The sequence below is a fragment of the Georgenia sp. AZ-5 genome, assembly GCF_043952095.1.
In the GTDB taxonomy this organism is placed as follows: Bacteria; Actinomycetota; Actinomycetes; order Actinomycetales; family Actinomycetaceae; genus Georgenia.
The window spans coordinates 579,951-602,618 of record NZ_JBINOU010000001.1 but is presented as its reverse complement, the minus strand read 5'-3'; the positions used below and the strand labels follow the sequence as shown (position 1 = coordinate 602,618).

General features: G+C 75.2%; 29 protein-coding genes. 13 read left to right on the top strand and 16 right to left on the bottom strand.

From position 1 onward, the window contains the following. Positions 1-6 precede the first annotated feature (6 nt). Together ACF0H8_RS02885 and ACF0H8_RS02880 are read left to right on the top strand one after the other, a co-directional pair. The gene (locus ACF0H8_RS02885; RefSeq protein ID WP_395287487.1) at positions 7-1,371 is read left to right on the top strand and encodes a hypothetical protein; all 1,365 of its coding nucleotides are present in this window, start codon (positions 7-9) and stop codon (positions 1,369-1,371) included. A 268-nt stretch (positions 1,372-1,639) separates the two neighbouring features. Beyond that, entirely contained in the window at positions 1,640-2,086 is a 447-nt protein-coding gene (locus ACF0H8_RS02880; protein ID WP_395287486.1) for a DUF4383 domain-containing protein, read from the top strand. A gap of 24 nt (positions 2,087-2,110) precedes the next feature. Here the strand turns inward: ACF0H8_RS02880 and ACF0H8_RS02875 are convergent, their stop codons facing one another. Then, entirely contained in the window at positions 2,111-3,202 is a 1,092-nt protein-coding gene (locus ACF0H8_RS02875) for a YihY/virulence factor BrkB family protein (protein WP_395287485.1), read from the bottom strand. A 108-nt stretch (positions 3,203-3,310) separates the two neighbouring features. On the opposite strand from ACF0H8_RS02875, the gene ACF0H8_RS02870 reads away from it, so the two are divergent. Together ACF0H8_RS02870 and ACF0H8_RS02865 are read left to right on the top strand one after the other, a co-directional pair. Continuing rightward, on the top strand, positions 3,311-4,375 hold the full coding sequence (locus ACF0H8_RS02870; protein WP_395287484.1) for a patatin-like phospholipase family protein: 1,065 nt from the start codon (positions 3,311-3,313) through the stop codon (positions 4,373-4,375). Further along, positions 4,321-4,767: a hypothetical protein gene (locus ACF0H8_RS02865; protein WP_395287483.1), complete on the top strand. Its 447-nt coding sequence runs from the start codon at positions 4,321-4,323 to the stop codon at positions 4,765-4,767. Before ACF0H8_RS02870 ends, ACF0H8_RS02865 begins: the two co-directional genes overlap by 55 nt. Before the next feature lie 75 nt (positions 4,768-4,842). On the opposite strand, the gene ACF0H8_RS02860 is transcribed toward ACF0H8_RS02865, so the two are convergent. Continuing rightward, entirely contained in the window at positions 4,843-5,700 is an 858-nt protein-coding gene (locus ACF0H8_RS02860; RefSeq protein WP_395287482.1) for an SDR family oxidoreductase, read from the bottom strand. Between the two features lie 30 nt (positions 5,701-5,730). Further along, positions 5,731-5,913, bottom strand: a complete 183-nt coding sequence (locus tag ACF0H8_RS02855) for a VOC family protein (protein WP_395287481.1) — start codon at positions 5,911-5,913, stop codon at positions 5,731-5,733. Between the two features lie 397 nt (positions 5,914-6,310). Here ACF0H8_RS02855 and ACF0H8_RS02850 point away from each other — a divergent pair, with 397 nt between their 5' ends. Continuing rightward, positions 6,311-6,454 (top strand): hypothetical protein, encoded by a 144-nt coding sequence (locus tag ACF0H8_RS02850; protein WP_395287480.1) that lies wholly within the window; start codon positions 6,311-6,313, stop codon positions 6,452-6,454. 73 nt (positions 6,455-6,527) lie between these two features. Here the strand turns inward: ACF0H8_RS02850 and soxR are convergent, their stop codons facing one another. Then, positions 6,528-7,019: a redox-sensitive transcriptional activator SoxR gene (gene soxR, locus ACF0H8_RS02845; protein ID WP_395290798.1), complete on the bottom strand. Its 492-nt coding sequence runs from the start codon at positions 7,017-7,019 to the stop codon at positions 6,528-6,530. A 105-nt stretch (positions 7,020-7,124) separates the two neighbouring features. On the opposite strand from soxR, the gene ACF0H8_RS02840 reads away from it, so the two are divergent. Beyond that, positions 7,125-7,271, top strand: a complete 147-nt coding sequence (locus ACF0H8_RS02840; RefSeq protein WP_395287479.1) for a hypothetical protein — start codon at positions 7,125-7,127, stop codon at positions 7,269-7,271. 17 nt (positions 7,272-7,288) lie between these two features. On the opposite strand, the gene ACF0H8_RS02835 is transcribed toward ACF0H8_RS02840, so the two are convergent. Together ACF0H8_RS02835 and ACF0H8_RS02830 are read right to left on the bottom strand one after the other, a co-directional pair. Further along, positions 7,289-7,795 (bottom strand): GNAT family N-acetyltransferase, encoded by a 507-nt coding sequence (locus ACF0H8_RS02835; RefSeq protein ID WP_395287478.1) that lies wholly within the window; start codon positions 7,793-7,795, stop codon positions 7,289-7,291. A 14-nt stretch (positions 7,796-7,809) separates the two neighbouring features. Continuing rightward, on the bottom strand, positions 7,810-8,151 hold the full coding sequence (locus tag ACF0H8_RS02830; protein ID WP_395287477.1) for a nuclear transport factor 2 family protein: 342 nt from the start codon (positions 8,149-8,151) through the stop codon (positions 7,810-7,812). Positions 8,152-8,241: 90 nt separating this feature from the next. Here ACF0H8_RS02830 and ACF0H8_RS02825 point away from each other — a divergent pair, with 90 nt between their 5' ends. After that, the gene (locus tag ACF0H8_RS02825) at positions 8,242-8,565 is read left to right on the top strand and encodes an antibiotic biosynthesis monooxygenase family protein (RefSeq protein ID WP_395287476.1); all 324 of its coding nucleotides are present in this window, start codon (positions 8,242-8,244) and stop codon (positions 8,563-8,565) included. 68 nt (positions 8,566-8,633) lie between these two features. Here the strand turns inward: ACF0H8_RS02825 and ACF0H8_RS02820 are convergent, their stop codons facing one another. From ACF0H8_RS02820 to ACF0H8_RS02790, 7 genes are all read right to left on the bottom strand, one after another. Next, positions 8,634-9,263 (bottom strand): hypothetical protein, encoded by a 630-nt coding sequence (locus ACF0H8_RS02820; protein WP_395287475.1) that lies wholly within the window; start codon positions 9,261-9,263, stop codon positions 8,634-8,636. Then, a complete protein-coding gene (locus ACF0H8_RS02815) occupies positions 9,260-9,871 on the bottom strand; it encodes a TetR/AcrR family transcriptional regulator (RefSeq protein ID WP_395287474.1) in 612 nt (203 codons plus the stop codon). The genes ACF0H8_RS02820 and ACF0H8_RS02815 overlap by 4 nt, the downstream gene beginning before the upstream one ends. After that, positions 9,864-10,691, bottom strand: coding sequence for an alpha/beta fold hydrolase (locus ACF0H8_RS02810; protein ID WP_395287473.1), 828 nt, complete (start codon positions 10,689-10,691; stop codon positions 9,864-9,866). Before ACF0H8_RS02810 ends, ACF0H8_RS02815 begins: the two co-directional genes overlap by 8 nt. A gap of 90 nt (positions 10,692-10,781) precedes the next feature. Beyond that, the gene (locus tag ACF0H8_RS02805) at positions 10,782-11,420 is read right to left on the bottom strand and encodes a DUF998 domain-containing protein (RefSeq protein WP_395287472.1); all 639 of its coding nucleotides are present in this window, start codon (positions 11,418-11,420) and stop codon (positions 10,782-10,784) included. 80 nt (positions 11,421-11,500) lie between these two features. Continuing rightward, positions 11,501-13,135, bottom strand: coding sequence for a tripartite tricarboxylate transporter permease (locus tag ACF0H8_RS02800; RefSeq protein WP_395287471.1), 1,635 nt, complete (start codon positions 13,133-13,135; stop codon positions 11,501-11,503). Then, a complete protein-coding gene (locus ACF0H8_RS02795; protein ID WP_395287470.1) occupies positions 13,128-13,658 on the bottom strand; it encodes a tripartite tricarboxylate transporter TctB family protein in 531 nt (176 codons plus the stop codon). The genes ACF0H8_RS02800 and ACF0H8_RS02795 overlap by 8 nt, the downstream gene beginning before the upstream one ends. Before the next feature lies 1 nt (position 13,659). Further along, complete coding sequence (locus ACF0H8_RS02790) at positions 13,660-14,679, bottom strand: Bug family tripartite tricarboxylate transporter substrate binding protein (RefSeq protein ID WP_395287469.1); 1,020 nt, start codon at positions 14,677-14,679, stop codon at positions 13,660-13,662. Positions 14,680-14,992: 313 nt separating this feature from the next. Between ACF0H8_RS02790 and ACF0H8_RS02785 the strand changes: the two genes are divergently transcribed. After that, positions 14,993-15,580 carry a 1-acyl-sn-glycerol-3-phosphate acyltransferase gene (locus ACF0H8_RS02785; protein WP_395287468.1) on the top strand — a complete coding sequence of 196 codons (588 nt, stop codon included), beginning with the start codon at positions 14,993-14,995 and terminating at the stop codon, positions 15,578-15,580. A 104-nt stretch (positions 15,581-15,684) separates the two neighbouring features. Here the strand turns inward: ACF0H8_RS02785 and ACF0H8_RS02780 are convergent, their stop codons facing one another. Continuing rightward, a complete protein-coding gene (locus tag ACF0H8_RS02780; protein WP_395287467.1) occupies positions 15,685-15,888 on the bottom strand; it encodes a cold-shock protein in 204 nt (67 codons plus the stop codon). Positions 15,889-16,118: 230 nt separating this feature from the next. Here ACF0H8_RS02780 and ACF0H8_RS02775 point away from each other — a divergent pair, with 230 nt between their 5' ends. Continuing rightward, the gene (locus ACF0H8_RS02775) at positions 16,119-16,451 is read left to right on the top strand and encodes a hypothetical protein (RefSeq protein ID WP_395287466.1); all 333 of its coding nucleotides are present in this window, start codon (positions 16,119-16,121) and stop codon (positions 16,449-16,451) included. A gap of 201 nt (positions 16,452-16,652) precedes the next feature. Here the strand turns inward: ACF0H8_RS02775 and ACF0H8_RS02770 are convergent, their stop codons facing one another. Beyond that, the gene (locus tag ACF0H8_RS02770; RefSeq protein WP_395290788.1) at positions 16,653-18,113 is read right to left on the bottom strand and encodes an IS1182 family transposase; all 1,461 of its coding nucleotides are present in this window, start codon (positions 18,111-18,113) and stop codon (positions 16,653-16,655) included. Positions 18,114-18,335: 222 nt separating this feature from the next. Between ACF0H8_RS02770 and ACF0H8_RS02765 the strand changes: the two genes are divergently transcribed. After that, positions 18,336-19,271, top strand: coding sequence for a cation diffusion facilitator family transporter (locus ACF0H8_RS02765; RefSeq protein ID WP_395290797.1), 936 nt, complete (start codon positions 18,336-18,338; stop codon positions 19,269-19,271). Positions 19,272-19,394: 123 nt separating this feature from the next. After that, entirely contained in the window at positions 19,395-19,793 is a 399-nt protein-coding gene (locus ACF0H8_RS02760; protein ID WP_395287465.1) for a DUF3052 domain-containing protein, read from the top strand. 6 nt (positions 19,794-19,799) lie between these two features. Here ACF0H8_RS02760 and ACF0H8_RS02755 read toward each other — a convergent pair whose 3' ends face one another. Next, positions 19,800-20,309, bottom strand: coding sequence for a GNAT family N-acetyltransferase (locus ACF0H8_RS02755; protein WP_395287464.1), 510 nt, complete (start codon positions 20,307-20,309; stop codon positions 19,800-19,802). A 66-nt stretch (positions 20,310-20,375) separates the two neighbouring features. On the opposite strand from ACF0H8_RS02755, the gene ACF0H8_RS02750 reads away from it, so the two are divergent. Continuing rightward, complete coding sequence (locus tag ACF0H8_RS02750) at positions 20,376-20,939, top strand: hypothetical protein (protein ID WP_395287463.1); 564 nt, start codon at positions 20,376-20,378, stop codon at positions 20,937-20,939. An 81-nt stretch (positions 20,940-21,020) separates the two neighbouring features. Continuing rightward, positions 21,021-22,535: a gluconokinase gene (locus ACF0H8_RS02745; RefSeq protein ID WP_395287462.1), complete on the top strand. Its 1,515-nt coding sequence runs from the start codon at positions 21,021-21,023 to the stop codon at positions 22,533-22,535. Positions 22,536-22,668: the final 133 nt, after the last annotated feature.

Genomic DNA, 22,668 nt, shown 5'->3' with positions numbered 1-22,668 from the left:
GCGAGGATGAACGAGGAAGGGACGGGCGGACCCTCCGCCGCGGACGCCGTGGACCGCCTGCGGGCCGCGGACCCGGCGGCGGGCGCCCGGGTGGACCTGGACCGGCTGCGCGCCGCCGTCGACGCGCGGATGGCCGGCGACGCCCCCGCGGCCACCCCGACGGCCCCGCCCGCGCTGGCGGACCGGCGGGCCCGCGCACGGCGAGGCTGGGCCCGGGTCGCCGCGGTCGCCGCCGGGGTGGCGGTGGTGGGCGCGGCGGGCTTCGGGCTCGGGCGGACGACCGGGGAGACCGCGGTGCCGGGCGACACGGCGGGCGGCGCCGAGCCGGCGCTCGACGGGACCGACCTGCGCGGCGCCGCGGTGGCCCCGGAGATCTGGCCCGGCCCGGGCGTGGGCGGGCGCACCACCTTCACGGGCGCCGGCCTCTCCGACGCGGCGGGCACGGCGCCGGCCTGGGCCTTCGACGCGGCCGCGGCCTTCACGGCCGAGCGCGTCGCCGCGGCCGCGGCGGCGCTGGGGGTGACGGGCGAGCCCCGCCTGCAGGACGGCGTGTGGCAGGTGGGCCCCCAGGACGGCTCGGGCCCGTCGATCTCCGTGCACGCGGACGGCCAGGCCGGCCTCAGCTACCACGACCCGGCGGCCGAGCCGGTGTGCGAGGCGACCGGCGGCGCCGTCGAGTGCGTCCCGCGGGACACCGGGCCCGCCCCCGACCCGCAGACGGCGACCGACGAGGCCGAGGCCCTGCTGGCGGCGCTCGGGCTCGACGGGTTCGAGTACGAGGTGCCCGACCTCGGGCACGGTCCGGCCGTGTCGGTGATCGCCCACCTCGTGCGGGGCGGCGGCCGGACCGGGGTGGCGTGGTACCTCACCGTCACCGGAGCGGGCGTGGCCTGGGCCTCCGGTCCGCTGGCGCCGCTGACCGAGCTCGGCACGTACCCCGTGGTGAGCCCCGCCGAGGCGGTGGGGCGCCTGAACGACCCGCGGTTCGGGGTGCTGGGCGGGTTCTCGATCATGGCTGCCGAGGCAGGCGGGGCCGGCGAGGCAGGCCCGGCCCGCGAGGGCCGACCGGTCCCGGACCCAGCGGCGCCGGCGGCCCCGGAGGACCCGAGCTCCACGGCCCTGACCGCACCGGACGCCCCGGTCGCGGCGCCGGGCGGCGGGGCCACCCCGCCCCCGCCCGCCGTCCCCGGGGAGCCGGTGGCGTGGCCCGTGCGCCAGGTGACCATCACGGGCGCCCGGCTCGCGGTCGCCCCCTACACCACGCCGTCGGGCACGGCGCTGCTGGTGCCCGCGTACGAGCTCACGGCGGACACCGGCGAGTCGTGGTCGGTGCTGGCCCTCACCGAGGAGGCGCTCGACCTCACGCCCTGAGGCGCTCCGCGCGGAGCCCCCGACATCTCTCGGCGTGCGGCGACGGGGAGCGGTTCCTACCCTGAAAGTGCACGTCCCGTCCGAACGGGAGGAGCGAGCATGTCGGAGCAGAACATCGCGCAGGCCGGCAAGGACAAGGTCGGCGACACGGTCGAGCCCGTCACGAAGCCGTGACGGACTCGGGCATCTCTTGCACGGTCCCGGACCGGGCACCCGGGGCGGAAGCGGACGCAGTGCCGCGCCCGCCCTCCTTCTTCAGGAGGTAGCGATGACCACCGCACCCATGGCCGGCCGCGCGGCCGGCGAGCGGGCAACGATCCGCACGGCCGCCGCGCTCGTCGGCGCCGTCTTCCTCATCGTGGGGATCCTGGGATTCATCCCGGGCGTCACGTCCAACTACTCGGCGATGACCTTCCTCGGCCAGGACTCCGAGGCGATGCTCCTCGGCATCTTCCAGGTCTCGATCCTGCACAACATCGTCCACCTGCTCTTCGGCGTCGCCGGCCTGGCGATGGCGCGCACGGTCGGTGGGGCGCGGACGTTCCTGGTCGGCGGCGGGGTGATCTACCTCGTCCTGTGGCTGTACGGGCTGCTCATCGACCAAGAGTCCCCGGCGAACTTCGTGCCGGTGAACACCGCGGACAACTGGCTCCACCTCGTGCTCGGCGTGGCCATGATCCTTCTGGGCCTCGCGCTCAGCCGCCGCCGCACGTAGCCGGCAACGGGCCCGGCGCGCCGCTCAAGACTCGCTGGGCCCGTGCCGCGGCGGGTCGCCGTGGTACAGCTCGTCGTCGAACCACCCGTGCGACTCGCGCAGGCTCCGCGAGCGCGCCTCGTCCGCCCGGCGGCGCCGCGCGGCGCGCTCGCTCGCCCGCGTGTCGCGCACGGGTACCTGCACCGCCCGGTCTGCCCGGATGCCCCGCTGCAGCTGCCGCGCCCGCTCGATCTCGGCGTCGAGCTCGGCGCCGAGCAGCAGCGACATGTTGATGATCCAGAGCCAGACGAAGAACACCACGATCCCGGCCAGGGCCGTGCCGTAGCTGATCTCGAACCGGTTACCCATCGCCTCGACGTAGAAGCTGAACCCGTAGGAGACCAGCGCGGCGAGCCCCAGCGCCAGGACGGCGCCGGGCGAGACCCACCGGAACCGGGGGTGGCGCACGTTCGGCGTGGCGTAGTACAGCACCGCGACCACCACGATCGCGGCGAGCAGCAGCACGGGCCACCGCGCGGCCTCCCACACCCGCACGCTGACGTCGCCCAGCCCCAGCACCTGCCCGACGGCCTCCGTCACCGGCCCCGAGATGACCAGCATCAGCGCCACGAGGGCCGCAAAGGCGACGAGCACCACCGTGGTGAGCAGGTGCCAGAGCGTCAGCTTCCACAGCGGCCGCCCCTCGTCGACCCCGTAGATCTGGTTCATCGCGCGGCCGAAGGAGCCGACGTACCCGGAGGCCATCCACAGCGCGGTGAGCAGGCCCAGCACGAGCGAGACGCCGGCCCCCGGGTGCCGCAGGACGGCGACCACGGGCTCGCTCACCGTCTCCAGCGCCTCGTCGTCGGGGGTGAGCAGGCGCAGGATCCCCAGCATCGCTCCGGTGGTCTCCTCCTGGCCGACGACGGCCAGGACCGAGGCGAGCGCGACCGCGAGGGGCGGGATCGACAGCACCCCGAAGAAGGTCAGCCCCGCGGCCCGGTCCCAGCACTCGTCGGCGAAGAAGTCCCGCAGCGCCCTGCCCAGCATGAACCGCCGGGAGGGACGGCGTCCCTGCACCGGACCCTCGGCCCGGCGGAGCGCCGTCCCGGGCCGGACCTCCCGCTGAGCGGTCATCCTCGCCCCCTCACTGCTGGCGCCAATAAAGCATGAGCCGGAGCCATCCGCGCGCGCAGCCGGATCCGACGTCCGGCCGGACCGAGGCCGCCCGGTTAGCCTGGCCGCATGTTCTGGAAGCTCCGCGAGCGCCAGTCCGCCGATGAGAGGGTGGGGCTGGTGCTCAGCGGCGGCGGCGCGCGCGCGAGCTTCCAGATCGGCGCCCTGCGCTACCTCTACGACCGCCTCGGCGTGACGCCGCAGGTGATCACCGGCACCTCCGCCGGGTCCATCCTCGCGGCCGTCCTCGCCCAGGCGTCGGACCACGCCGGGCAGCGGCGCGCGCTCGCCGGCCTCGAGGGCGTCTGGCTCGGCATGCGGGAGAGCTCGGACATGTTCACCGAGCTGGAGTGGTTCGCCCTGCTGCGCCGTCGGGGGCCGGCGCTGGTGACGGCGTTCACCCGCCAGCAGCGGCGCCAGAGCACCCTGGGTCGCAGCTTCGCCCGGGTGGCGGACCGGACCGTCCGCCGCGGCACGGCGGAGGAGGCGGCGGCCCTGAGCGCCGTCGTCGTGGACGGGCCGGACGGGCAGGTGACCGCGGACGACCCGCCTGCGGACGGCACCTGGGCGCCGGTCAACGTGGTCGAGCTGGTGACGGCGCTGCGCGAGGCCGGGCGGGCCCGGCCGGACCTGGAGGCCATCGTGCGCGGGGCTCGCCGGGCCCAGTCGATGTACCGCCCCGGCTCGATCGTCGACCGGCTGCTGGACCCGGAGGTCTTCACGCCCGAGCGCGTGGCGGCCTCCGGCGTGACGCTACGGGTCGCCGTCGTGGCGCTGGAGTCCGGCGAGCTGCGGTACGTCACCGAGCGCGGCGAGCTGGTCGACCGCTGCGACGCGCCGGTGCCGGGCACCACGACCGTGCCGCTCGTGGAGGCCATCCGGGCCTCGTGCGCCATCCCCGCCGTCTTCGCCCCCGTGCAGCTCGGCGAGGAGCACTACGTCGACCCGGCGTGCGGGAGACGCTGCCGGCCGAGATCGCCGTCGAGCACCTGGGGGTGGGCCGGGCCTTCGCCGTCGTCGCGGCGCCCCCGGGCGTGCCGCACCAGGACAGCTACGCCGAGAAGGACATGCTCTCGATCGTGCTGCGCAGCACCGCCGGCATCATGTCCGACGAGGGCCTGCACGACGAGGTGACCTACGCCCGGACGGCCGGCGTCACGGTCATCTCCCCCGAGCTCGACATCCACGACGCGCTCACCGTGGATCCGGGCCTGATCGCCATCGCGATGGACTACGGCTACCTCCGCGCGGCCGAGGCCACGCAGCCCGCGACGGACGAGCAGCGGCTCCTCGCGCGGGACCTCATCGAGCTGCGGCGGCAGATCTGGGCGCTGGAGACCGAGCTGCTCGCCCCCGGCGACGACGACGCCACGCCGGACCTCCGTGAGCTCGTGGCGCTCAAGCGCGAGCTGCGCGCGCTCGTCTCGCAGGCGCCGCAGGACTGGCTGCCCCCCGGCGCGCACGGGTGGTGGCGCACCTTCGAGCGGCACCCGTGGGAGGTCACCCTCTCCCCCACCTGGGTCTGATCAGAGGCGGACGCACCGTCGGCTGTGCCAGGAGTGACCGCCAGAGCGCCAGGCGACCTTCCGAGGTGGATGGAGTCAGGCCCGGGCGCCCGCGCCGGGCGGGAACAGCTGCTCGAGCGACGTGGCGGGGTGGCCGGTGAGGATCGGGACGGCGGGGCTGACGCCCGCCATCTCGCCGGCGGCGATGGCGGTGTAGGTGCTCACCCACGCCTCCACCTCCCAGTCCGGCGCGCCGTAGTGCGCCCGGGAGGCGTACGCCTCCTCGAGGGTCTCCTCGACGTAGCGCACCTCCCGCCCCAGATGCGCGGTCAGGCCCGCGGCCACCTCCGTCAGGGTCAGCTCCTCGGGGCCCGTGAGGTCGTAGACCCGGCCCTCGTGCGGCGCCGGGTCGAGCAGGATCGCGACGGCCGCGTCGGCGATGTCGTCCTGCGCGACCGGGGAGAACCTCCCCTGGCCCGCGGGGCCGCGGATGACGCCGTCGTCCCCCATGAGGGAGGTCGCGAAGTCGAGATAGAGGTTGTCCCGCAGGGCGACGACCGCCGGCGGCGCGGCGCGCAGGTACTCCTCGGTGGCCCAGTGCAGGCGGGCGTGCGTGAAGGTGGCGTCCGGCGCGGCGCCGTAGAACGACGTGTAGACGATGCGCTCGACCCCCGCCGCCGCGGCGGCGTCGACGAACGCCGTGTGGTCCGCGAGCCGGTCGGGCGTCTCCTTGCCGGAGACCATGAACAGCGTGCGCACGCCCCGCAGCGCTGCCCGGGCGGCGTCCGGCTGGTCGTAGGTGGCGACGGCGATCTCGGCACCGGGCAACTCCGGCGCCCGGCCCGGGTCCCTGACCAGCAGGCGCTGGGGCACGCCGGCGGCGGCCAGCCGGCGCGCGACGCGGCCGCCCAGGCGCCCGGTCGCCCCGGTGACGGCGATGGCGGGTCCGGTCATGGCGCTCCTCCCTGCCGCCGACCCGGCGCCTCAGCGCTGGACCACGCAGAACTCGTTGCCCTCGGGGTCGGTCATGACGGTCCACCGCGTACCGTCGTCCCGGTCGGCCACCCGCGTCGAGCGTACGGGTGCCCGTGCGGGAAACACCGCGGGAGAGGCGCCACCGATAAATACGTTGCCGCGGGCGGCGCGCCGCTGCTGTGATGGGTCCATGTTCACCGATCACCTCGTCATCGCGGGCCGTGCCGGCCGCGAGGTGCTCGGCGACGCCGTCCGCGGGCTCCGGCCCGCCGGCACCGCAGGCCCAGCCTGCGGGCCGACCGCCTGAGCGCGGGGGACGTCGGAGCCGACGTCCCGCAGCGGCACCTCCCTCGCCGGCAGTCTCCGGACGAGCACGCCCCCAGGGGCCACACCCACGCAGCTCGAGCACGCGCCCGCGCGCCCCGCTGCGCCTACCGTTCCGGCGTCCGCCGGGAGCGACCCGAGGAGGACCGATGGATCCGCGCAGGACCGCCTTCCCGATCCGGCGGGGTGCGCCGGTGGCCAAGACGCCCACCCTGCACCGCGCCCCGACGACCACCAAGTCCCAGCACACGAGACGGAGAAGTAGATGAGCGAGTGGCTCGAGTTGCACGACATCCGGGCGCTGGACCTGATCCGCGAGGCCGAGGCCTCCGCCAGGCGCCGCAGCGCCCCCCACGGCAGGCAGGCGACGCGCTTCCTTCCGCGGAGGCACCGCAACTCCGGCCTGTGAGCCGGACCCGAGGACCGCCGGGCGACCGGCGGTCCTTCCGCTTCCGGCGGCGAGCACGCCGACGCCCGAGGGCTCAGAGGAACGCCGCGCCCGGCCCCCGGCCCGCGGCCTCGTCCTCGGGGTTGCTCAGCGCGCACCTGTCGAGGCTCAGGCAGCCGCACCCGATGCAGCCGTCGAGCTTGTCGCGCAGCCGCTCCAGCCGGGCGATCTGCTCGTCGATCCGTGGCCGCCAGCCGGCCGAGAGCCGCGCCCAGTCAGCCCGCGTCGGGGTGGCGTTCCCCGGCAGGGCGCTCAGCGCCTGCGCGATCTCCTCGAGCGACAGCCCCACGCGCTGGGCGGTGCGGATGAAGGCCACCCGCCGCAGGGTCGAGCGCGGATACCTCCGCTGTCCGCCGGCCGTGCGCTCCGCGAGGATCAGGCCGCGCTCCTCGTAGTACCGCAGCGCCGACGGCGCGGCGCCCGAACGGCGCGCGAGCTCCCCGATCGTGAGGGTGGTGGCGGGAGGCACGCGGCCACCGTAGCGGCTTGACCTCAAGCCGACTTGAGCTTGCATCGTCGTCCCCAGTGCCGCACGCCGTGCGGCCGCGAGCACGGGAGACGCCCATGGCGAGACGCCCACCACCATCCACCCCACGACCGCCGCGGGTGACGACCCCACGAGGAGGCACTGATGGACATGTGGCTGCAGCTCCACGAGTACCGCGCCCGCGACCTGGTCACGGAGGCGCGCACCGCAGAGCGCCGGCGCGGCACGCGGAGGGCCAGGAACGCCACGTCGTTCCTGCCCCCGGCCCGGCCGGGCGGCCGCGGGGCTTGAGCGGGGCGTGCGGCGGCTCAGCCCGTGCCGCCCCGGCCCGCGGCGAGGGGCAGCGCGTAGCGCTCCTCGCCGCGGGACGGGTCGGAGGGCAGCGCCTGGATCTCACCGGTGGGCCGGAAGCCGAGACGCTCGTACAGCCGCCGGGCCGCCTCGTTGCCCTGCGCCACGAAGAGCGTCAGCGCCGCGGCGCCCTCCGCCGCCGCGGCGTCCCGCACCGCGCCGACCAGCAGCGGCGCGATGCCGGAGCCGCGCGCCTCGGGCGCGACCCACATCGACACGAGCTGGCGCTCGTCCTCGCGGCCCTCCTCCACGTAGTAGGAGGCGATGCCGACGACGGCGCCGCCCCGGCGGGCGAGGAAGGTGCGGCCCGCGCCGGCGCGCCCGCGCCAGACGTCGTCGCCGAACGCCTGCTCGCGCGCGAGCGTGGAGCCGAAGGCGGCGGGGTCGGCGGCCAGCGCCCGCAGGCGCACCTCGCGCACCGTGCGCCACTCCGCGGCGCCGGCCCGGCTCACGACGACGTCCACGGGGACAGGTCCCGTCAGGTGACCTGCGTCTGCTGGTGCAGCGCCAGGCGGGGCACGCCGTCGCGGAGCACGTAGGTGCTGCTGAGCACCGCGCGGTAGGTGTTGCCGCCGCGCACGCCCTCGAACGTGTAGACGACGGCAGCGCTGTCAGGGGTGAGCCGGACGAGGTGGGCGTCCCAGAACTGGGTGCTGTCCCACGGCGGGCTCGCGTCCATGGTCTTGATGCACGCCTCGGCGTCCAGGACCATGCCCGGCACCACGACGAGCGCGTTCTCCGTGAGCACCCGCCGGTAGGTGGCGCCGTCCCCCGCCGCGAGCTCCATCTCGGAGGCCATCAGCCTCTCCAGGGTGAGCATGCCCCGAACGTTACGGACACCGGGGGCGGTCCGCAGGCCGGACGACGGCAGGGTTGTCCCGGCGGCAGGTTCTTCCCCGATGATGGGCGCATGAGCATCGTGAAGATCAACGCCATCACCGTTCCGGCCGACAGCGGCAACGAGCTGGCCCGGCGGTTCGCCGCCCGCGCCGGCGCGGTGGACGGCGTCGACGGGTTCGAGGGCTTCGAGCTCCTCCAGCCGACCGACGGGCGCACCACCTGGCTGGTCGTCACCCGCTGGCGGGACGAGGCCGCGTACGACGCCTGGGTGGGGTCGGAGGGCTTCGCCGCCGGCCACGGGCGCAGCGAGGACGGCGCCCGGCAGCGGCCGGTCGGCATCAGCTCCGAGCAGTGGAGCTTCGCCGTCGCCGGGGGCAGCGCGGCGCGCGACTGAGCCGCCGTCAGATTTCGACGCCCCTCGGGGCCGGCGGCCAGAGAGCTCGGCGCAGCCCCCGAGCCGGCTCAGGAGTCGGAGGACAGGCCGAGCTCGTTGTGGCCGAACTCCTCGAGGAACCGCGGGCCCGTGGCCGCCAGCTCCCGCTCGAACTCCTCCCGCCAGGCGGCGTAGGGCCGCCCAGCCAGGGCGTCGTTGGCGAAGCGCGGGTCGTCGGTGAGCTCGGTCACGCAGAAGTCCGGGATCGCCAGGTCGGTCACGGGGCCGCCGCGCTCGCACTCGGCAACGACGAGCGGGGCGTTGTCACCGAGGAACTCGTCGATCACCCACCCGTCCCCGCCCAGCCAGATGGAGTGGCGCAGCTTGGTCACCCGCTGGCCGCCCAGGCGGACCATCGCCAGCCCGACCGAGACGTCCAGCTCCCGCTCCGCCTCGTACCGGGTGCCGCCGATGTAGGGCCCCTTGGCGGTCAGCGCGCAGAACGTGAAGGCCGCCGGGTCGAGGGAGTCGATGTCGCCGCCCGCCGGCACGTCCCCCGCGGGACCCTGCAGCCGCACGCGCAGCGCGTAGCCCTCGGCTGCCAGGAAGTAGATCTGCACGATCAGGTCCGGCGCCGGCTCCCCCAGCAGGGAGACCGGCAGCTCGCGGACGAGGAACTTCCGCTCGAACTCGAAGTCGCCGTAGCCGGTGTCGCTCACGGATGCGAACCTACCCGCGCCGCGCGCCCGGGGTCGCCGCCCACGCCGCCCACCGCCCGCAGCGCGGCGTCCAGGGCGTCGACCATCCGGGCGAAGGTGCGCTCGACGTCGCGGGGCATGCGGAACCCGCCCCGGGTCTCCAGGGAGACGAAGCCGTGCAGGGCGCTGCGCACGATCCGCACGCCGTCCACCCGGTCGTCGCCCTCCAGGCCGTAGGCCGCCAGCGCGTCGTCGATCGTGCCCAGCAGCTCCCCCGCGGCCGTCCCGGCGACGACGTCATCGGGCCCCGGTGCCCGCACCACCGCCGGGTAGCGGCCCGGGTGCGCGAGGGCGAAGGCGCGGTACGCCTGCGCCACCGCCCGCAGGGCGGCGCGGCCGGAGGCGCCGGCGACCGCCTCGGCCACCGCGGCGCGCAGCTCTGTGACCGTGCGCGCGGCGATCCGCTCGCGCAGGTCCTCCACGCTCGCCACGTGCTTGTACAGCGACGGCAGCCGCACCCCGGCCCGCTGCGCCACGGCGGCGAGGGTGAGGAGCTCCCAGCCCACGTCGTCCGCGACGGCGCAGCCGAGCTCCTCCACCCGCTCCGGGGTGAGTCCCGCCCTAGGCATCGACGCGCGTGCCCGCCACCCGTGTGAGGAATGCTGCGACGGCGGGGCCCACGGCCGCGGCGTCGTCGGCGTGCGGGTAGTGGCCCGACACCGGGCGCACCAGCACCTCCGCGCCCAGGCGCTCTCCGAGCCACGCCGCCTCCGCGGCCGGGTCGGGGAAGTCGGGGTCCTTGCCGCCCATGACGACAAGGGCCGGCGCGCGGACCTCGCCCAGCCGGGCCTCGACCGGGGCATGGGTGAGCTGGCGGACCGTCTCGGTGAACGCGCGCCAGTGAGCGGGACGGCGCAGGGCGGCCAGGTTCCGCGCGGCGTGGTCCGCGTGGTCGGCCGGCGGCCGACCGGCGAAGAGGGAGCGGTGGTAGGTCACCCAGGCGCGCGGCCCCCATGGGCGCAGCAGCGCCACGCGCATGAGCCACCGGGCGAGGGCCGGCGTGCGCGCGTCGCGGGCGAACGGCCCGAGCAGGACCAGGGCGGAGACCCGCTCCGGCCGCTCGGCCGCGGCCCAGAGGGCGGCCGCGGCGCCCATCGAGCTGCCGGCGAGGAGGACCGGGGCGCCCGGGGACAGCTCGTCCGCCAGGGCGAGCACGTCGCCGGCCGTCTCGACGTCCCCGAAGCGGGTGAAGGTCGCGTCGCTGTCGCCGTGACCGCGCAGGTCGGTGGTCGCGACGCGGAGGCCCCCGCGCACCAGGTGCGGGACGAGGTGGCGATACTCCTGCCGGACGTCGCCCATCCCGGGGACGGCGATGACGAGAGGTCCGGTGCCCGTGACGTCGTACGCGACGCGCCCGCCGGGCCGGTCGATCCATCGGGTGGTGCTCATGGCGCTCCTCCGGTGCGCCGACGTGTTGGCTAACGGTATTGGCCAACGCAGGTTGCCCGGCAAGAGCCTCCGCCGCGCCGCCGGTGCGAGTTACGCGCGCTCCCGCCGGGGCGGCGCCGTCTCCTGGCGCAGCGCGGCGGCGCTCGCCCCCAGCCACGACATCAGCACCACCGCCACGAGCGCGAGGCGCGCCGGGGTGCTGTCGCGGTCCGGCCACCAGGCGAGGCCGGCGCCGGCGAGCACGCTGGCGCCGCAGTACGCCGCCCAGCCGGGCCGCCCGCCGGCGGCGAACCGGCGGCCCAGGGACAGCGCGGCCGCGAGCGCCGGGTTGATGGCCAGCGCGGTGCCGACGTCGTGCGCGCGGCCGTGCCCCGTGGGGACCGCCGGAGCGGCCGCGTCGACGGCGCCCGCGGCGCCGGCGGCCGGCGCGTCGACGAGGAACACGCCCGTCATCACGAGCCCGACGCCGGCGAGGCCGAGCAGGGGCGCCGCCCAGCGGCCGCGGTCGCGCGGGCGGGGAAGGCGGGCGACGCCGGCGGCGAGGGCGAGGACCAGGAGGCCGGTCACCGAGAAGTTCGCGACCTGCACCCACCCCGCGGGTCCGTGGCTCAGCAGGCTGAGCGGGTCGCGGCCGAGGTCGAAGTCGCTCCGGGCGGCGGCCTGCACGGCGACCGCGAGGAGGAACAGCGGCCCGGCGAGCACGCCGCACGTGAGGAGCCGCCGGGTCACCACCTCGCCGGGTGGAACCGGGCCAGCGGCCCGGACCGGGCTCTCCCCGCCGGGATCGGGCCGCGGCGCCCCTGCGGCGGTCATCCCGGCGTGCGGCGCCCGGGCACGTCCCCGCCCGGCTGCGGCTCTGCGGCGCCCTCGTGGAGGCCCTCGCCCGGGAGCGGGCGCGCGCCGACCTCGCGGTCGAGGTCGACCAGGCCCGGGGCCAGCGCCGCCTCCAGGCGCCGCCGCCGCGCGCGCAGCCAGAGGGACAGCGCGAGGAGGAGGACGAGCGCAAGGTAGACCACCAGCGCGAACGGCGAGGTGACGAGGGCGACCGGGTCGCCCTGCGAGATGGACAGCGCGCGGCGCAGCTGGGCCTCGAAGAGCGGCCCGAGGATCAGCCCGATGACCATCGGCGCGACGGGGTAGCCGAAGCGGCGCATGAGGAACCCGACGACGCCCACCCCGAGCAGCAGGATGACGTCCGCGGGGGTGAAGTTCACCGCGAAGGCGCCCAGCCCGGCGAAGGTGAGGATGCCCGCGTACAGGTAGGGCCGGGGGATCTGCAGGATCTTCACCCAGATGCCCACCAGCGGCAGGTTGAGCACCAGCAGCATGAGGTTGCCGACGTAGAGCGAGGCGATGAGCGTCCACACCAGCGCCGGCTGGTTCTCGAACAGCAGCGGGCCGGGCTGGATCTGGTAGCGCTGGAAGGCGGCCAGCATGATCGCGGCCGTGGCCGTGGTCGGCAGGCCCAGCGTCAGCAGCGGGACGAGCACGCCGGCGGCGGCGGCGTTGTTGGCGGCCTCGGGGCCCGCCACCCCCTCGATCGCCCCCTTGCCGAACTCCTGCTTGCGCGCGCCCCTCGCCAGCCGGCGCTCGGTGGCGTAGGAGAGGAAGGTGGCCACGTCGGCGCCGCCGGCGGGGATCGTGCCGATCGGGAACCCGATGGCGGTGCCGCGCAGCCAGGGGCGCCACGACCGGCGCCGGTCGGTCCCGCTCAGCCAGCTGCGCCAGCCGCCGGTCACCGGGATCACCGACACCGGGCCCCGGCGCATCCGGGCCGCGACGTAGAGCGCCTCCCCGACGGCGAAGAGCCCGACGGCGACGAGGACGACGTCGATGCCGTCGGTGAGCTCGGGGATGCCGAGCGTGAAGCGCTGCTGCGCGGAGACCGCGTCCACCCCGACCAGCCCGAGGAACAGGCCCAGCGCGAGCGACGCCATCCCGCGGGTGACCGAGGCGCCCAGCAGCGCCCCGACGGTGAGGAAGGCGACCACCATGAGGGCGACGTAGTCCGCGGCGGAGAGCTGCACGGCGAACCGGGCCACCACCGGCGCGACGAAGGTGAGCGCGACGGTGGCGACCGTGCCGGCGACGAACGAGCCGATCGCCGCGGTGGCCAGCGCCGCGGCGCCGCGGCCCGCCAGCGCCATGCGGTGGCCCTCCAGCGCGGTGACGATCGACGCAGACTCCCCCGGCGTGTTCAGCAGGATGGAGGTGGTGGACCCGCCGTACATGCCGCCGTAGTAGATGCCGGCGAACATGATGAACGCCGGCGTGGGCTCGAGGGTGTAGGTCAGGGGCAGCAGGAGCGCGACGGTCATGGCCGGGCCGATGCCCGGCAGCACGCCGACGGCCGTGCCGACGAGCACCCCGGCGAGGGCGTACAGGAGGTACACGGGCTGCAGCGCGGCCGCGAAGCCCTCGAGCAGCAGCTGGAAGCTATCCACCGAGGAGCGGCACCCCCTCCAGCAGGGGGCCGGCCGGGAGGGACAGGCCCAGCCCGCCGACCATCGCCACCTGCACCACCAGCGCCAGGGCGGCGCCGATGAGCACCGGCCGCCACCACGGGCGGGCGCCCAGCACGATCGCGCTGCCGGCGAAGAGCACCGCGGCCGCGACGGGCCAGCCGAGCGGGACGATCAGCGCGATGTGCGCGACGAACACCCCGACGAGCAGCGCCACGGTCGGCCAGTGCGTGCCGGCGTGCGGGTCGATGTCCTCGCCCTCCTCGGCCTGCCCGGTGCGCCCGGTGACCACGGCGACGACGGTGGCCGCGCCGCTGGCCAGCAGCAGCGCGCCCACCAGGTACGGCATGGCGCGCGGCCCCAGCGCGCCGGCGGTCAGCGGGACGTTGATCGTCCGCGCGTCGAGCACGGCGTAGACCCCCAGGGCCGTGACGGCCAGGGCGAACAGGAGCTCACCCACCGGGAACCGGCGCGCCCGGGCCTCGCCGGCGGCGTCGTCGTCCACGTCACTGCACCAGGCCGATGGTCCGCAGGGTCTCGCGGGTCTCCTCGGTCTCCTGGGAGAGGAACTCCGCGAACTCCGGTCCGGCCAGGAAGGCGTCGCCCCAGTTGTTCTGCTCCAGGACGGCGCTCCAGGCCTCGGTGTCGTGCATGTCGGTGACGAGGGTCGTCAACGCCTCGGCCTGGGCGTCGTCGACGGAGCCGGGAGCGACCACGCCGCGCCAGTTGGTCAGGACGAGGTCGATGCCCTGCTCGCCGAGCGTGGGCACGTCGGGCAGGGCCGGCGAACGCTCCGCGCCGGAGACGGCGAGCGCCTTCAGCGCACCGGCCTCCACCTGCTCGGCGTACTCGCCGACCCCGGAGATGCCGGCGTTGACGTTGTTGCCCAGAAGCGCCGCCAGCGACTCCCCGCCGCCCGAGTACGGGATGTAGTTGAGCGTGCCCGCGACGTCCTCGGCGGGCACCCCGGACTCCGTGAGGAGCTGGGCGGCGAGGATGTGGTCCGCCCCGCCGGCGGACCCGCCCGTCACGGCGACGCCCTGCCCGTTCTGCCGGATGTCGTCGATGAGGTCGGTGACGTCCTCGTACGGCCGCTCGGCCGGCGCGACGACGACCAGGGGCTCGTCCGTGAGCCTCGCGATCGGGGTGACGTCCTCGAGCGTGGTCTGCGCCTGGTTGGTCTCGATGGCGCCGACCATGACGTACCCCATCACCATGAGGGTGTCCGGGTTCGTCTCGGTGGCGAGCTGGGCCAGCCCGACGGTCCCGCCGGCGCCGCCGACGTTGACCACCTGGGCGTCGGACACGAGCTCCTCGTCCTGCAGGACCTGCTGCATCGCGCGGCCGGTCTGGTCCCAGCCGCCGCCCGGGTCCGCGGGGACGATGATCTGCAGGCTCTGGACGGCCGCGTCCCCGCCGCCGCCGGCGCCTCCGCCGTCGGTGCCTCCGCCGTCGCCGCAGGCGGCGAGCACGAGCGCGAGCGCGGCCGGGACCGCGAGCGATGACCTGCGCCGGATGGATCCCATCACTCCTCCTCGAGCGAGATCCGCATCCTCGTCGTCACCGACGCGCCCGCTGGCGGGTGCCCGGCGGAGCCGTGTCCATGCCGTGCGGATGTGCGGCCCATGCTAGTCCCGAAGGTGACGTGGGACACGCGCGGCGTCTCGCCCTGCCCGAGATGGGACGAGGAGCGGGGAAAGAGGGCACCGGTGCGTCTTCCGGGCCGAAGCGACCGGGGCGAACCGTCGAGGGGGAGGACCAGCGCCCGCTCCTTCCCCACCGGCGCCCCGCGGCGCGCGCCCCGGCGTCGCGCCGTCCTGCCGTAGTGTCCGGACGGTGATGAGGATCCGGCGCGCAGCGGCGCGCGCCTACTGGGCCGTGAGCCGCTGGCGCTACCGCGCGGAGCCGCTGCCGCCCGCCGGCGCCGGCATCCTCATCGGTGCCCCCCACACGTCCAACTGGGACTTCGTCCTGATGCTCGCGATCGCGTGGCGCACGGGCATCTCCGTGCGGTTCCTCGGCAAGCACGAGCTCTTCCGCCCGCCGCTGGGGTTCCTCATGCGGGCGCTGGGCGGCATCCCGGTGGACCGCCGCCACCCGGCCGGGCTGGTCGAGGAGATCGTGGACCGCGTGCGGGCCGGGGAGCGGTTCTTCCTCGTCATCACCCCCGAGGGCACCCGCAGCGCCTCGGCGCACTGGAAGTCCGGCTTCTACCGCATCGCGCTGGCCACCGGGCTGCCCGTGACGCTCGGGTTCGTCGACCGCACCACGATGACCACCGGGTTCGGGCCGACCATGCACGTCACGGGCGACGTCGCCGCCGACATGGACCGGATCCGCGAGTTCTACGCCGGCAAGACGGGCGTCCGCCCCGCCCTGGGGTCCGAGCCGCGGCTGCGCGACGAGAGCGCGCCCCCGGTCCTCTGACGTCGGCACGACAGCGCCCCGCCGCCCGGACCCGGGCGCACGAAGGCCCCGGCACGAAACCGTGCCGGGGCCTCGCGTCAGGTGGAGGTCAGTCCACGCTCAGATCAGAGCGGGCGGACGTTCTCGGCCTGCGGGCCCTTGGGGCCCTGCGTGACGTCGAACTCGACCTTCTGGTTCTCCTCGAGCGAGCGGTAGCCGCTGGAGTTGATGGCCGAGTAGTGCACGAACACGTCGGCGGAGTTGTCGTCGGGGGCGATGAAGCCGTAGCCCTTCTCGGCGTTGAACCACTTCACGGTTCCGGTAGCCATTGCTGTCTCCTCGTAGAGCTTCAAACAGTGCCGGGAATTCGGTCCTGCTTGTCACGGTGTTCGTCGTCTGCTCCACGAAGGAAAAGCAACCCGGCTGGATGACGGGGCCGAACAAACTCTGAATGCACTGTAACTGTGACCACGAGCCTACGGCATGGGGGGTGCGGGCGCGAGTGCTTTCACCCACACGTCTTCTCCCGGCGTGAGGGCCCGCGGCGGCTCGTCCCCTCATGGTCCCCCCGGGCCCCTCGCGCCGCCACCCCGCCCGGAACCCAGGCAGCGCGCCACCTGGCATTGCCACGACGCGCATCGCCCCGCGGCCGCCCGAGGACCCCCGTCTCGCCCCGCTCCTGCGCGCCGCCGTGGCCGAGCTCGACGCCCGGTATCCGGAGGACGCCACCGACCCGACCGTCGAGGCGCGGGCCAGCTACCTGCTCGCGGAGGTGGACGGCGCCCCGGCGGGCTGCGCGGCCTGCTCCAGGCCGGTGACCTTGGCGGGCTTGCTGTTCAGGGAGGTTCCTGTCTCGACCAGCTTTTCTCCGGCCGTCGGGCCCTTCGCCTAATCCATCTGCCAGCATCAGAAACTAGGAGCGCGGGTCGGTATCGGTGCGATGGCGCGCGGGCGATCGCGTAGGGCGGCGTGTGCCTGATCGTCGGTGGCGGGTCCGGTTGCCAGAGATCATCGCTCGGTTCGCGGCCGGTGCGTGGCCGCGGGGCCCGCTGGGGTGCTGTCGGGCGCCTGGGCCGGCCGTGGGCCGGCCCGGTCAGGCGGTGCGGAGGCCGGCGAGCCCGGCGGAGCCGAGGTGGCGGTGGAGCTTGCGCAGGTTGTGGCAGGCGGCGAGCAGGAACCATTCACCCTTGGCGCCGTAGAGGCCGCGTAGCAGCAGGCGTTTGGCGTCCTGGAGGATGCTCATCTGCCCGAAGACGGGTTCGACGATGACCTTGCGGCGGGCGTAGGCCGCCTGGCCGGTCTTCGTGGTCAGCTTGCGGGCCATGCGCTGCTTGGCCGTGGCGTTCTTCGGGATTGGCCCGCGCGGGGCGATCGAGGCGGGCTCGCCGTGGCGGCGCCGCCCGGTAGCGATGTAGAACTCGGTGCCCTGCCGCTGTGTGAGTTCGGCGGCGGTGGCGAGGTTGGCGGCCGAGCAGTATCCGGCATCGGCGAGCACGGCCTTGGGCACCTGCCCGGTGTTCGCGACCGCCTGCTCGGTCAGCGGGATGAGGTTGGCGACGTCGGCGGCGCAATCATTGAGGTCGGTGGCCACGATGACCTGATGCTCAGCGTCGACCACGGCTTGGGCGTTGTAGCACTGCTGGAAGGACCCGTCCCCGGTGAGCATGATCTTCGACTCCGGGTCGGTGAAGTTGCGCTGCGCCTTCGGCTTCGGCGTGGCGCGCTCGGCGGCCTGGGCGGCCCGCTCGGCGACGGTGTCCTCGTCCTCGCCACGCTCGCGCGCCTTCTCCGCGGCCTTCGCGCCGGCCTCGGCCCTGGCCTGGTCTTCCAGGGCCTGCCTGGCCTCGCGCAGCTTGGCCAGGCGCGACTCCCTGCGGGCGAGCGCGTCGGGGAGTTCGTCCCCGCGCCGGTCCTTGCCGTACTTGGCGTCCTCGGCCCTGTCGGTCTCCTCCGCGGCGGCCAGCAGCTCGCTGACCTCCTGGGCGAGGATCTTCTCCTTCTCCGTCAGCCGCGCGTAGGACATGGCCTTGCGCTTGGAGGCATTGGCCCGCAGCTTCGTCCCGTCCAGGGCGACCCGGCCGAGCTTGACCATCCCCGCGGCCTGGCACAGCGCCAGCGCCTGGAGGAACAGGTTGGCCAGGGCGGCCAGGTGCCGGCGGCGGAACCGGGCGATGGCCCGGTAGTCGGGGGCCGACCCGGCCGCGAGCCACCGGAAGGCGACGATGTCGGTGCAGGCCCGCTCGATCGCCCGGGAGGAGCGCACCCCGGTGGCGTAGCCGTAGACCAGCAGCCGCACCATCAGCCGCGGGTCGTACGGCGGGGCCCCGCGCCCCTCCCGGTAGGCGGCGTAGATCCGGGACAAGTCCAGGTGCTCATCGACCAGGTCCGCGACGAACCGGGCCAGATGGTCCGCCGGCAGCCAGTCATCGAGCGAGGGCGGCAGTAACAGCACCTGGTGCGGGTCGAACTCCCGGAATGTCTTGTCCACCCCCGCTCCGCCGCCGTCGCGCTCGTCCTCGCCCCGCTCCACCCGGAACGGCTCCGCCTCGAACAACGCCCCGTAGTCCTCGCCCGTCACACCCCGATTCTCCCGCCCGCAGCTCCGTCAATAGCGGACCAGGCCCGGCGTGTTACTGACCCACGCTCCTAGGGCCGGGCAGTCGGGATATTGCGCGAACGAAAGTCCCGGCCGACCGGCGCCCGGCAGGTGACGGGCGCACCCGCGGGTGCCCGGGCCCGCAGCCCCGTTCCTCCCGGGCGGCGACTTCGCGAGATGATGGCGGCGGAGGAGGGAGGCGGCGTGGACGGGCACCATCACGAGCACCCGCCGGCGGGCCGCGCCCGCCTCGCCGTGGCGTTCGGCATCACCGCCGCCGTCTTCGTGGCGGAGGTGGTCGGCGCACTGTGGACGGGAAGCCTGGCGCTGCTCGTCGACGCCGCCCACATGCTCACCGACACCGCCGGGCTGCTGATGGCGCTCGTGGCGGCGTCGCTCGTCGCCCGTCCGGCGACGGCCCGGCGGACGTGGGGCTTCAGGCGCGCGGAGGTGCTCGCCGCCGCCGCCCAGGCGACCCTGCTGCTCGGCGTCGGCGTCTACGCCGTCGTGGAGGGCGTCAGGCGCCTCATGACCCCGCCGGAGGTCGAGCCGGGCGGGCTGCTGGTGCTGGGCGTCGTCGGCCTGGTCGCCAACGTCGTCGCCCTGGTGGTGCTCGCCGGCAGCCGGTCGGCCAACCTCAACCTGCGGGCGGCGTTCCTGGAGGTCGTCAACGACGCGCTGGGCTCGGTGGCGGTCATCGTCGGCGCCGTCGTCATCGCGACCACCGGCTGGACGCGGGCGGACGCCGTGGCCGGCATCGTCATCAGCGCGCTGATCGTGCCCCGCACGCTGATGCTGCTGCGCGAGAGCACCAGCGTGCTGCTCGAGTCGGCCCCCCGCGGGCTGGACCTGGCGGAGGTGCGCCGGCATCTCCTGGGTGTCCCGCACGTGCGCGCGGTGCACGACCTGCACGCCTCCCAGATCGCCTCCGGCCTCCCGGTGCTCTCGGCGCACGTGGTGATCGACGACGAGTGCTTCCGCGACGGGCACGCGACCGCGCTGCTCCGTGAGCTGCGGAACTGCGTGGCCGAGCACTTCCCGGTCAGCGTCGAACACTCCACCTTCCAGCTCGAGCCCGCGGGGCACCGGCCCCACGAGGGCCACCTCCACCCCTGAGACGACGCCGGCCGGGCGGGTGCCTCACGGTCGCCGCGGGCTCCGCCGGGACGCCCGCGCGGCGGTGCGCCATGCTGGCACCAGGCCGCCGCGAGCGCGCCGACAGCTCACGAGGGAGGAACGATGGCCGAGAAGACGGTCGCCGAGAAGATGCTCATCAAGCCCGGCACGACGCTGTGGTGCTCCGACCCCGAGCGACAGGGGCTCCTCGGTCCTCTGCCCGAGGACGTGCGCCCCGTCCGGAGCATGGAGAGCGCGACGACGGCGGTCATCTTCGCGGAGAGCGGGGCCGCGGCCCGGGCTCTCCTCGAGACCCACCGCCCGCACCTCGGCACGCCCCCGGTCCTCTGGGTCGCGTACCCCAAGGGCAACAAGGCGGACATCAACCGCGACACCCTCTGGCCGATGCTGACGGAGTACGGCCTGCGCCCGACCACGCAGGTGTCGGTGGACGAGGAGTGGTCGGCGCTGCGGTTCCGGGCGCTGCGCGAGGGAGAGGTCTCCGCGCCGGGCGCCCGCTGAGCGGAGTCAGAGAAAGCGGTGCATGACGTGCAGGCCCACCCGGTCCCCGGAGGGAAGGCGGAAGGCGCCGGGGATCGTGCCGACGACCGCGAACCCCATCGACTGCCACAGCCGCACGGCCCGCACGTTGCTCGCGACCACCGCGTTGAAGACCATCGCGGAGTACCCGTAGGCGCGGGCGAGGTCGAGCACGTGCGCGGCGAGCGCCCGCGCCACGCCCCGGCCGGCATGGTCCGCGGCGACCATGAAGCCCGCGTTCGCGACGTCGGCGGCGCCGCCGCCGTAGTTCGGGTGCAGCTCGGCGGTGCCCACGACCCGCCCGTGCGTCACCGCCACGACGGTGCGTCCGTGCCCGCCGGCGTGCATCCACTTCTCGCGCAGGGTGGCCTCGTCCGTGCCCGGGTCCCAGGTGTAGGTCTCGCCCGCGCGCACCACGGGCTCCATCACGGCCCAGATGCCGGGCCAGTCCGCGTCAGTGGCCGCCCGGACCTCCAGAGCGGTGCGCGGCGACTCCATGGACCCGGAGCATAACGGGGGCGCGGCGCCCTGACGCGGAGGCTTTCCGGACGTTACCCTCAGCAAGTGAGGATCTTCGACGGGGACGCCGGCCGCGTGGCCATCGTCTTCCCCGGAGCCGGGTACACGCCCGACCGGCCGCTGCTGCACTACGCGCGCTCGATCCTGCGCGACGCCGGCTGGTCCGGCCGTGACGTCTGGTGGCCCGAGCTGCCGCCCGCGGGCAGCGACGCCCTCGGCACCATGGTCCGGGACATCGCCTGGCGCGAGCTGCACGCCGACGCCGCGCCCGCCCAGCGCCTCGTCGTCGCCAAGTCGCTGGGCTCGCTGGCCGCGCCGCTCGCCGCAGACCTGCAGATCCCGGGGATCTGGCTCACGCCGCTGATGCACAACGCCGAGGTCGTCGCCGGCCTCGAGCGGCAGACCGCGCCCACCCTGCTCGTGGGCGGCACTGCGGACGAGCTGTGGGACGGCTCCGCGGCCCGCCGCACCGGCCACCCCGTGCTCGAGATCCCCGGCGCGAACCACAGCCTGGAGTTCCCCGGCGACGCGCGGCGCTCGGTCGCAGCGCTGGGCGACGTGGTCGAGGCGATCACCGACTTCGTGGCCACGCTCGACGGCACCGCCTGAGGCTCCGCCGTCCGGCGACGTCCCGCCGGGCCCCCGCCCCTAGCATGGGCCGGACCGAAGCCCGCGACAGCGAGGAGCCCCATGTCAGCCAACGCCCTGCCCGCCGGTGGGTCCGTCGCCCTCGAGGACGCCCTCGAGCCCCTGGTGCTCGCGCTCGACGTCGGCTCGACCGCCTCGCGCGGCGGCCTGTACGACGCCGCAGGCCGGCCGGTGCAGGGCCTACGGCACAAGGTGCCCCACCACTTCACCACCGGCGCCGACGGCACCTCGGAGATCGACGCCGGCGCCGTGGCCGGGGAGGTCGCCGAGATCATCACGGAGGTGCTGGCCAAGAAGGCGGGCGCCGGCGGCCGGGTCGCCGGCGTCGCCCTGGACACGTTCGCGTCCTCGCTGGTCGGCGTCGACGCCGACGGCCGCACGCTCACGCCCTGCTACACCTATGCGGACTCGCGCTGCGCGCCCCAGCTGCAGCAGCTGCGGGACGAGCTGGACGAGGCGGAGGTCCAGCAGCGCACCGGCACGCGGCTGCACACCAGCTACCTGCCGGCGCGGCTGCGCTGGCTGCGGGACACCGACCCGGCGACGTTCCAGCGGGTCGAGCGGTGGCTCTCCCTCGGCGAGTACGTCTACCTGGGGCTGCTCGGCACGACGGCGGCGGGCACCTCGACGGCCGCCTGGACGGGCCTGCTCGACCGGCGCACCGGGGAGTGGGACGAGCAGATGCTGGCCGTCGCGGGGGTGCGGCGGGAGCAGCTCTCCGAGATCCGTGACCCGGCCCGGCCGCTGAGCGACGTCGCCGGCCGGGCCGCGTCCCGGTGGCCGGAGCTGGCCGGAGCGGTGTGGTTCCCGGTGATCACCGACGGCTTCGCGAGCAACATCGGGGCGGGCGCGCACGACGAGTCGACGATCGCCGCGGCGGCCGCGACCAGCGGCGCGATGCGGGTGGTGGTGCACGGCGTGCCCGACGAGATCCCCTCCGGGCTGTGGTGCTACCGCGTGGACACCTCGCGCACCCTGCTCGGCGGCGCGCTCAACGACGTCGGCCGCATGGTGACGTGGCTGGACCAGACGCTGCGGCAGGAAGACCTCGAGAGCGCCACCCGCGCCGCCGCGCTCCTGGCGGACCCCGACCCGGCGGCCCCCCTGGTGCTGCCCTACCTCACCGGCGAGCGCAGCACCGGCTGGGCCGGCAGCGCCCGGGCGGTGATGGCCGGGGTCTCCGCCGCCACGACGGCGCCGATGATCTTCCGCGGCGCGATGGAGGGCGTGGCGCTGACCTATGCCCGGGTGGCCGAGCAGCTGCAGCGGGCGGCCGGCCGGGCGCAGCGGATCGTGGCGAGCGGCCGCGTGGCGGCCGACCTGCCCGAGTGGCTCCAGGTGCTCTCCGACGCCCTCGGGGCCCCGGTCGAGCACGTGACGATGAAGCGCACGACGCTGCACGGCACCGCGCTGATCGCGCTGGAGGCGCTGGCCCCCGACGTGCCGCGCGCGGACGTGACAGTGGGCGCCTCCTACGCGCCGGCGCCCGGCCGCGAGGCCTACTACGCCGAGCGGCTGGCCCGGTACCAGCGGCTCTACGACGCCGTCATCGCCTGACCGCCCACCCGCGCCTCGCCCACCCGCCGCCCCCTTCCCGCGAGATGTCATCTTCTCCTCGAGAAGTCATCTACTCCTCGAGAGCCCGGCATTTCCAGGCGATCAGGATCCGGCACGGAGGCCGGCCAGGAGC

Bases quoted from the DNA above. Each gene is read 5' to 3' on its own strand.
- ACF0H8_RS02875 (WP_395287485.1), bottom strand. From the start codon at position 3,202: ATGACCGCTCAGCGGGAGGTCCGGCCCGGGACGGCGCTCCGCCGGGCC.
- ACF0H8_RS02785 (WP_395287468.1), top strand. From the start codon at position 14,993: ATGAGGATCCGGCGCGCAGCGGCGCGCGCCTACTGGGCCGTGAGCCGC.
- ACF0H8_RS02780 (WP_395287467.1), bottom strand. From the start codon at position 15,888: ATGGCTACCGGAACCGTGAAGTGGTTCAACGCCGAGAAGGGCTACGGC.
- ACF0H8_RS02775 (WP_395287466.1), top strand. From the start codon at position 16,119: ATGGTCCCCCCGGGCCCCTCGCGCCGCCACCCCGCCCGGAACCCAGGC.
- ACF0H8_RS02830 (WP_395287477.1), bottom strand. From the start codon at position 8,151: ATGCTCACCCTGGAGAGGCTGATGGCCTCCGAGATGGAGCTCGCGGCG.
- ACF0H8_RS02745 (WP_395287462.1), top strand. From the start codon at position 21,021: ATGTCAGCCAACGCCCTGCCCGCCGGTGGGTCCGTCGCCCTCGAGGAC.
- ACF0H8_RS02880 (WP_395287486.1), top strand. From the start codon at position 1,640: ATGACCACCGCACCCATGGCCGGCCGCGCGGCCGGCGAGCGGGCAACG.
- ACF0H8_RS02885 (WP_395287487.1), top strand. From the start codon at position 7: ATGAACGAGGAAGGGACGGGCGGACCCTCCGCCGCGGACGCCGTGGAC.
- ACF0H8_RS02850 (WP_395287480.1), top strand. From the start codon at position 6,311: ATGAGCGAGTGGCTCGAGTTGCACGACATCCGGGCGCTGGACCTGATC.
- ACF0H8_RS02840 (WP_395287479.1), top strand. From the start codon at position 7,125: ATGGACATGTGGCTGCAGCTCCACGAGTACCGCGCCCGCGACCTGGTC.
- ACF0H8_RS02860 (WP_395287482.1), bottom strand. From the start codon at position 5,700: ATGACCGGACCCGCCATCGCCGTCACCGGGGCGACCGGGCGCCTGGGC.
- ACF0H8_RS02810 (WP_395287473.1), bottom strand. From the start codon at position 10,691: ATGAGCACCACCCGATGGATCGACCGGCCCGGCGGGCGCGTCGCGTAC.
- ACF0H8_RS02760 (WP_395287465.1), top strand. From the start codon at position 19,395: ATGGCCGAGAAGACGGTCGCCGAGAAGATGCTCATCAAGCCCGGCACG.
- ACF0H8_RS02755 (WP_395287464.1), bottom strand. From the start codon at position 20,309: ATGGAGTCGCCGCGCACCGCTCTGGAGGTCCGGGCGGCCACTGACGCG.
- ACF0H8_RS02855 (WP_395287481.1), bottom strand. From the start codon at position 5,913: ATGGACCCATCACAGCAGCGGCGCGCCGCCCGCGGCAACGTATTTATC.
- ACF0H8_RS02790 (WP_395287469.1), bottom strand. From the start codon at position 14,679: ATGGGATCCATCCGGCGCAGGTCATCGCTCGCGGTCCCGGCCGCGCTC.
- ACF0H8_RS02765 (WP_395290797.1), top strand. From the start codon at position 18,336: ATGGCGGCGGAGGAGGGAGGCGGCGTGGACGGGCACCATCACGAGCAC.
- ACF0H8_RS02815 (WP_395287474.1), bottom strand. From the start codon at position 9,871: ATGCCTAGGGCGGGACTCACCCCGGAGCGGGTGGAGGAGCTCGGCTGC.
- ACF0H8_RS02825 (WP_395287476.1), top strand. From the start codon at position 8,242: ATGAGCATCGTGAAGATCAACGCCATCACCGTTCCGGCCGACAGCGGC.
- ACF0H8_RS02870 (WP_395287484.1), top strand. From the start codon at position 3,311: ATGTTCTGGAAGCTCCGCGAGCGCCAGTCCGCCGATGAGAGGGTGGGG.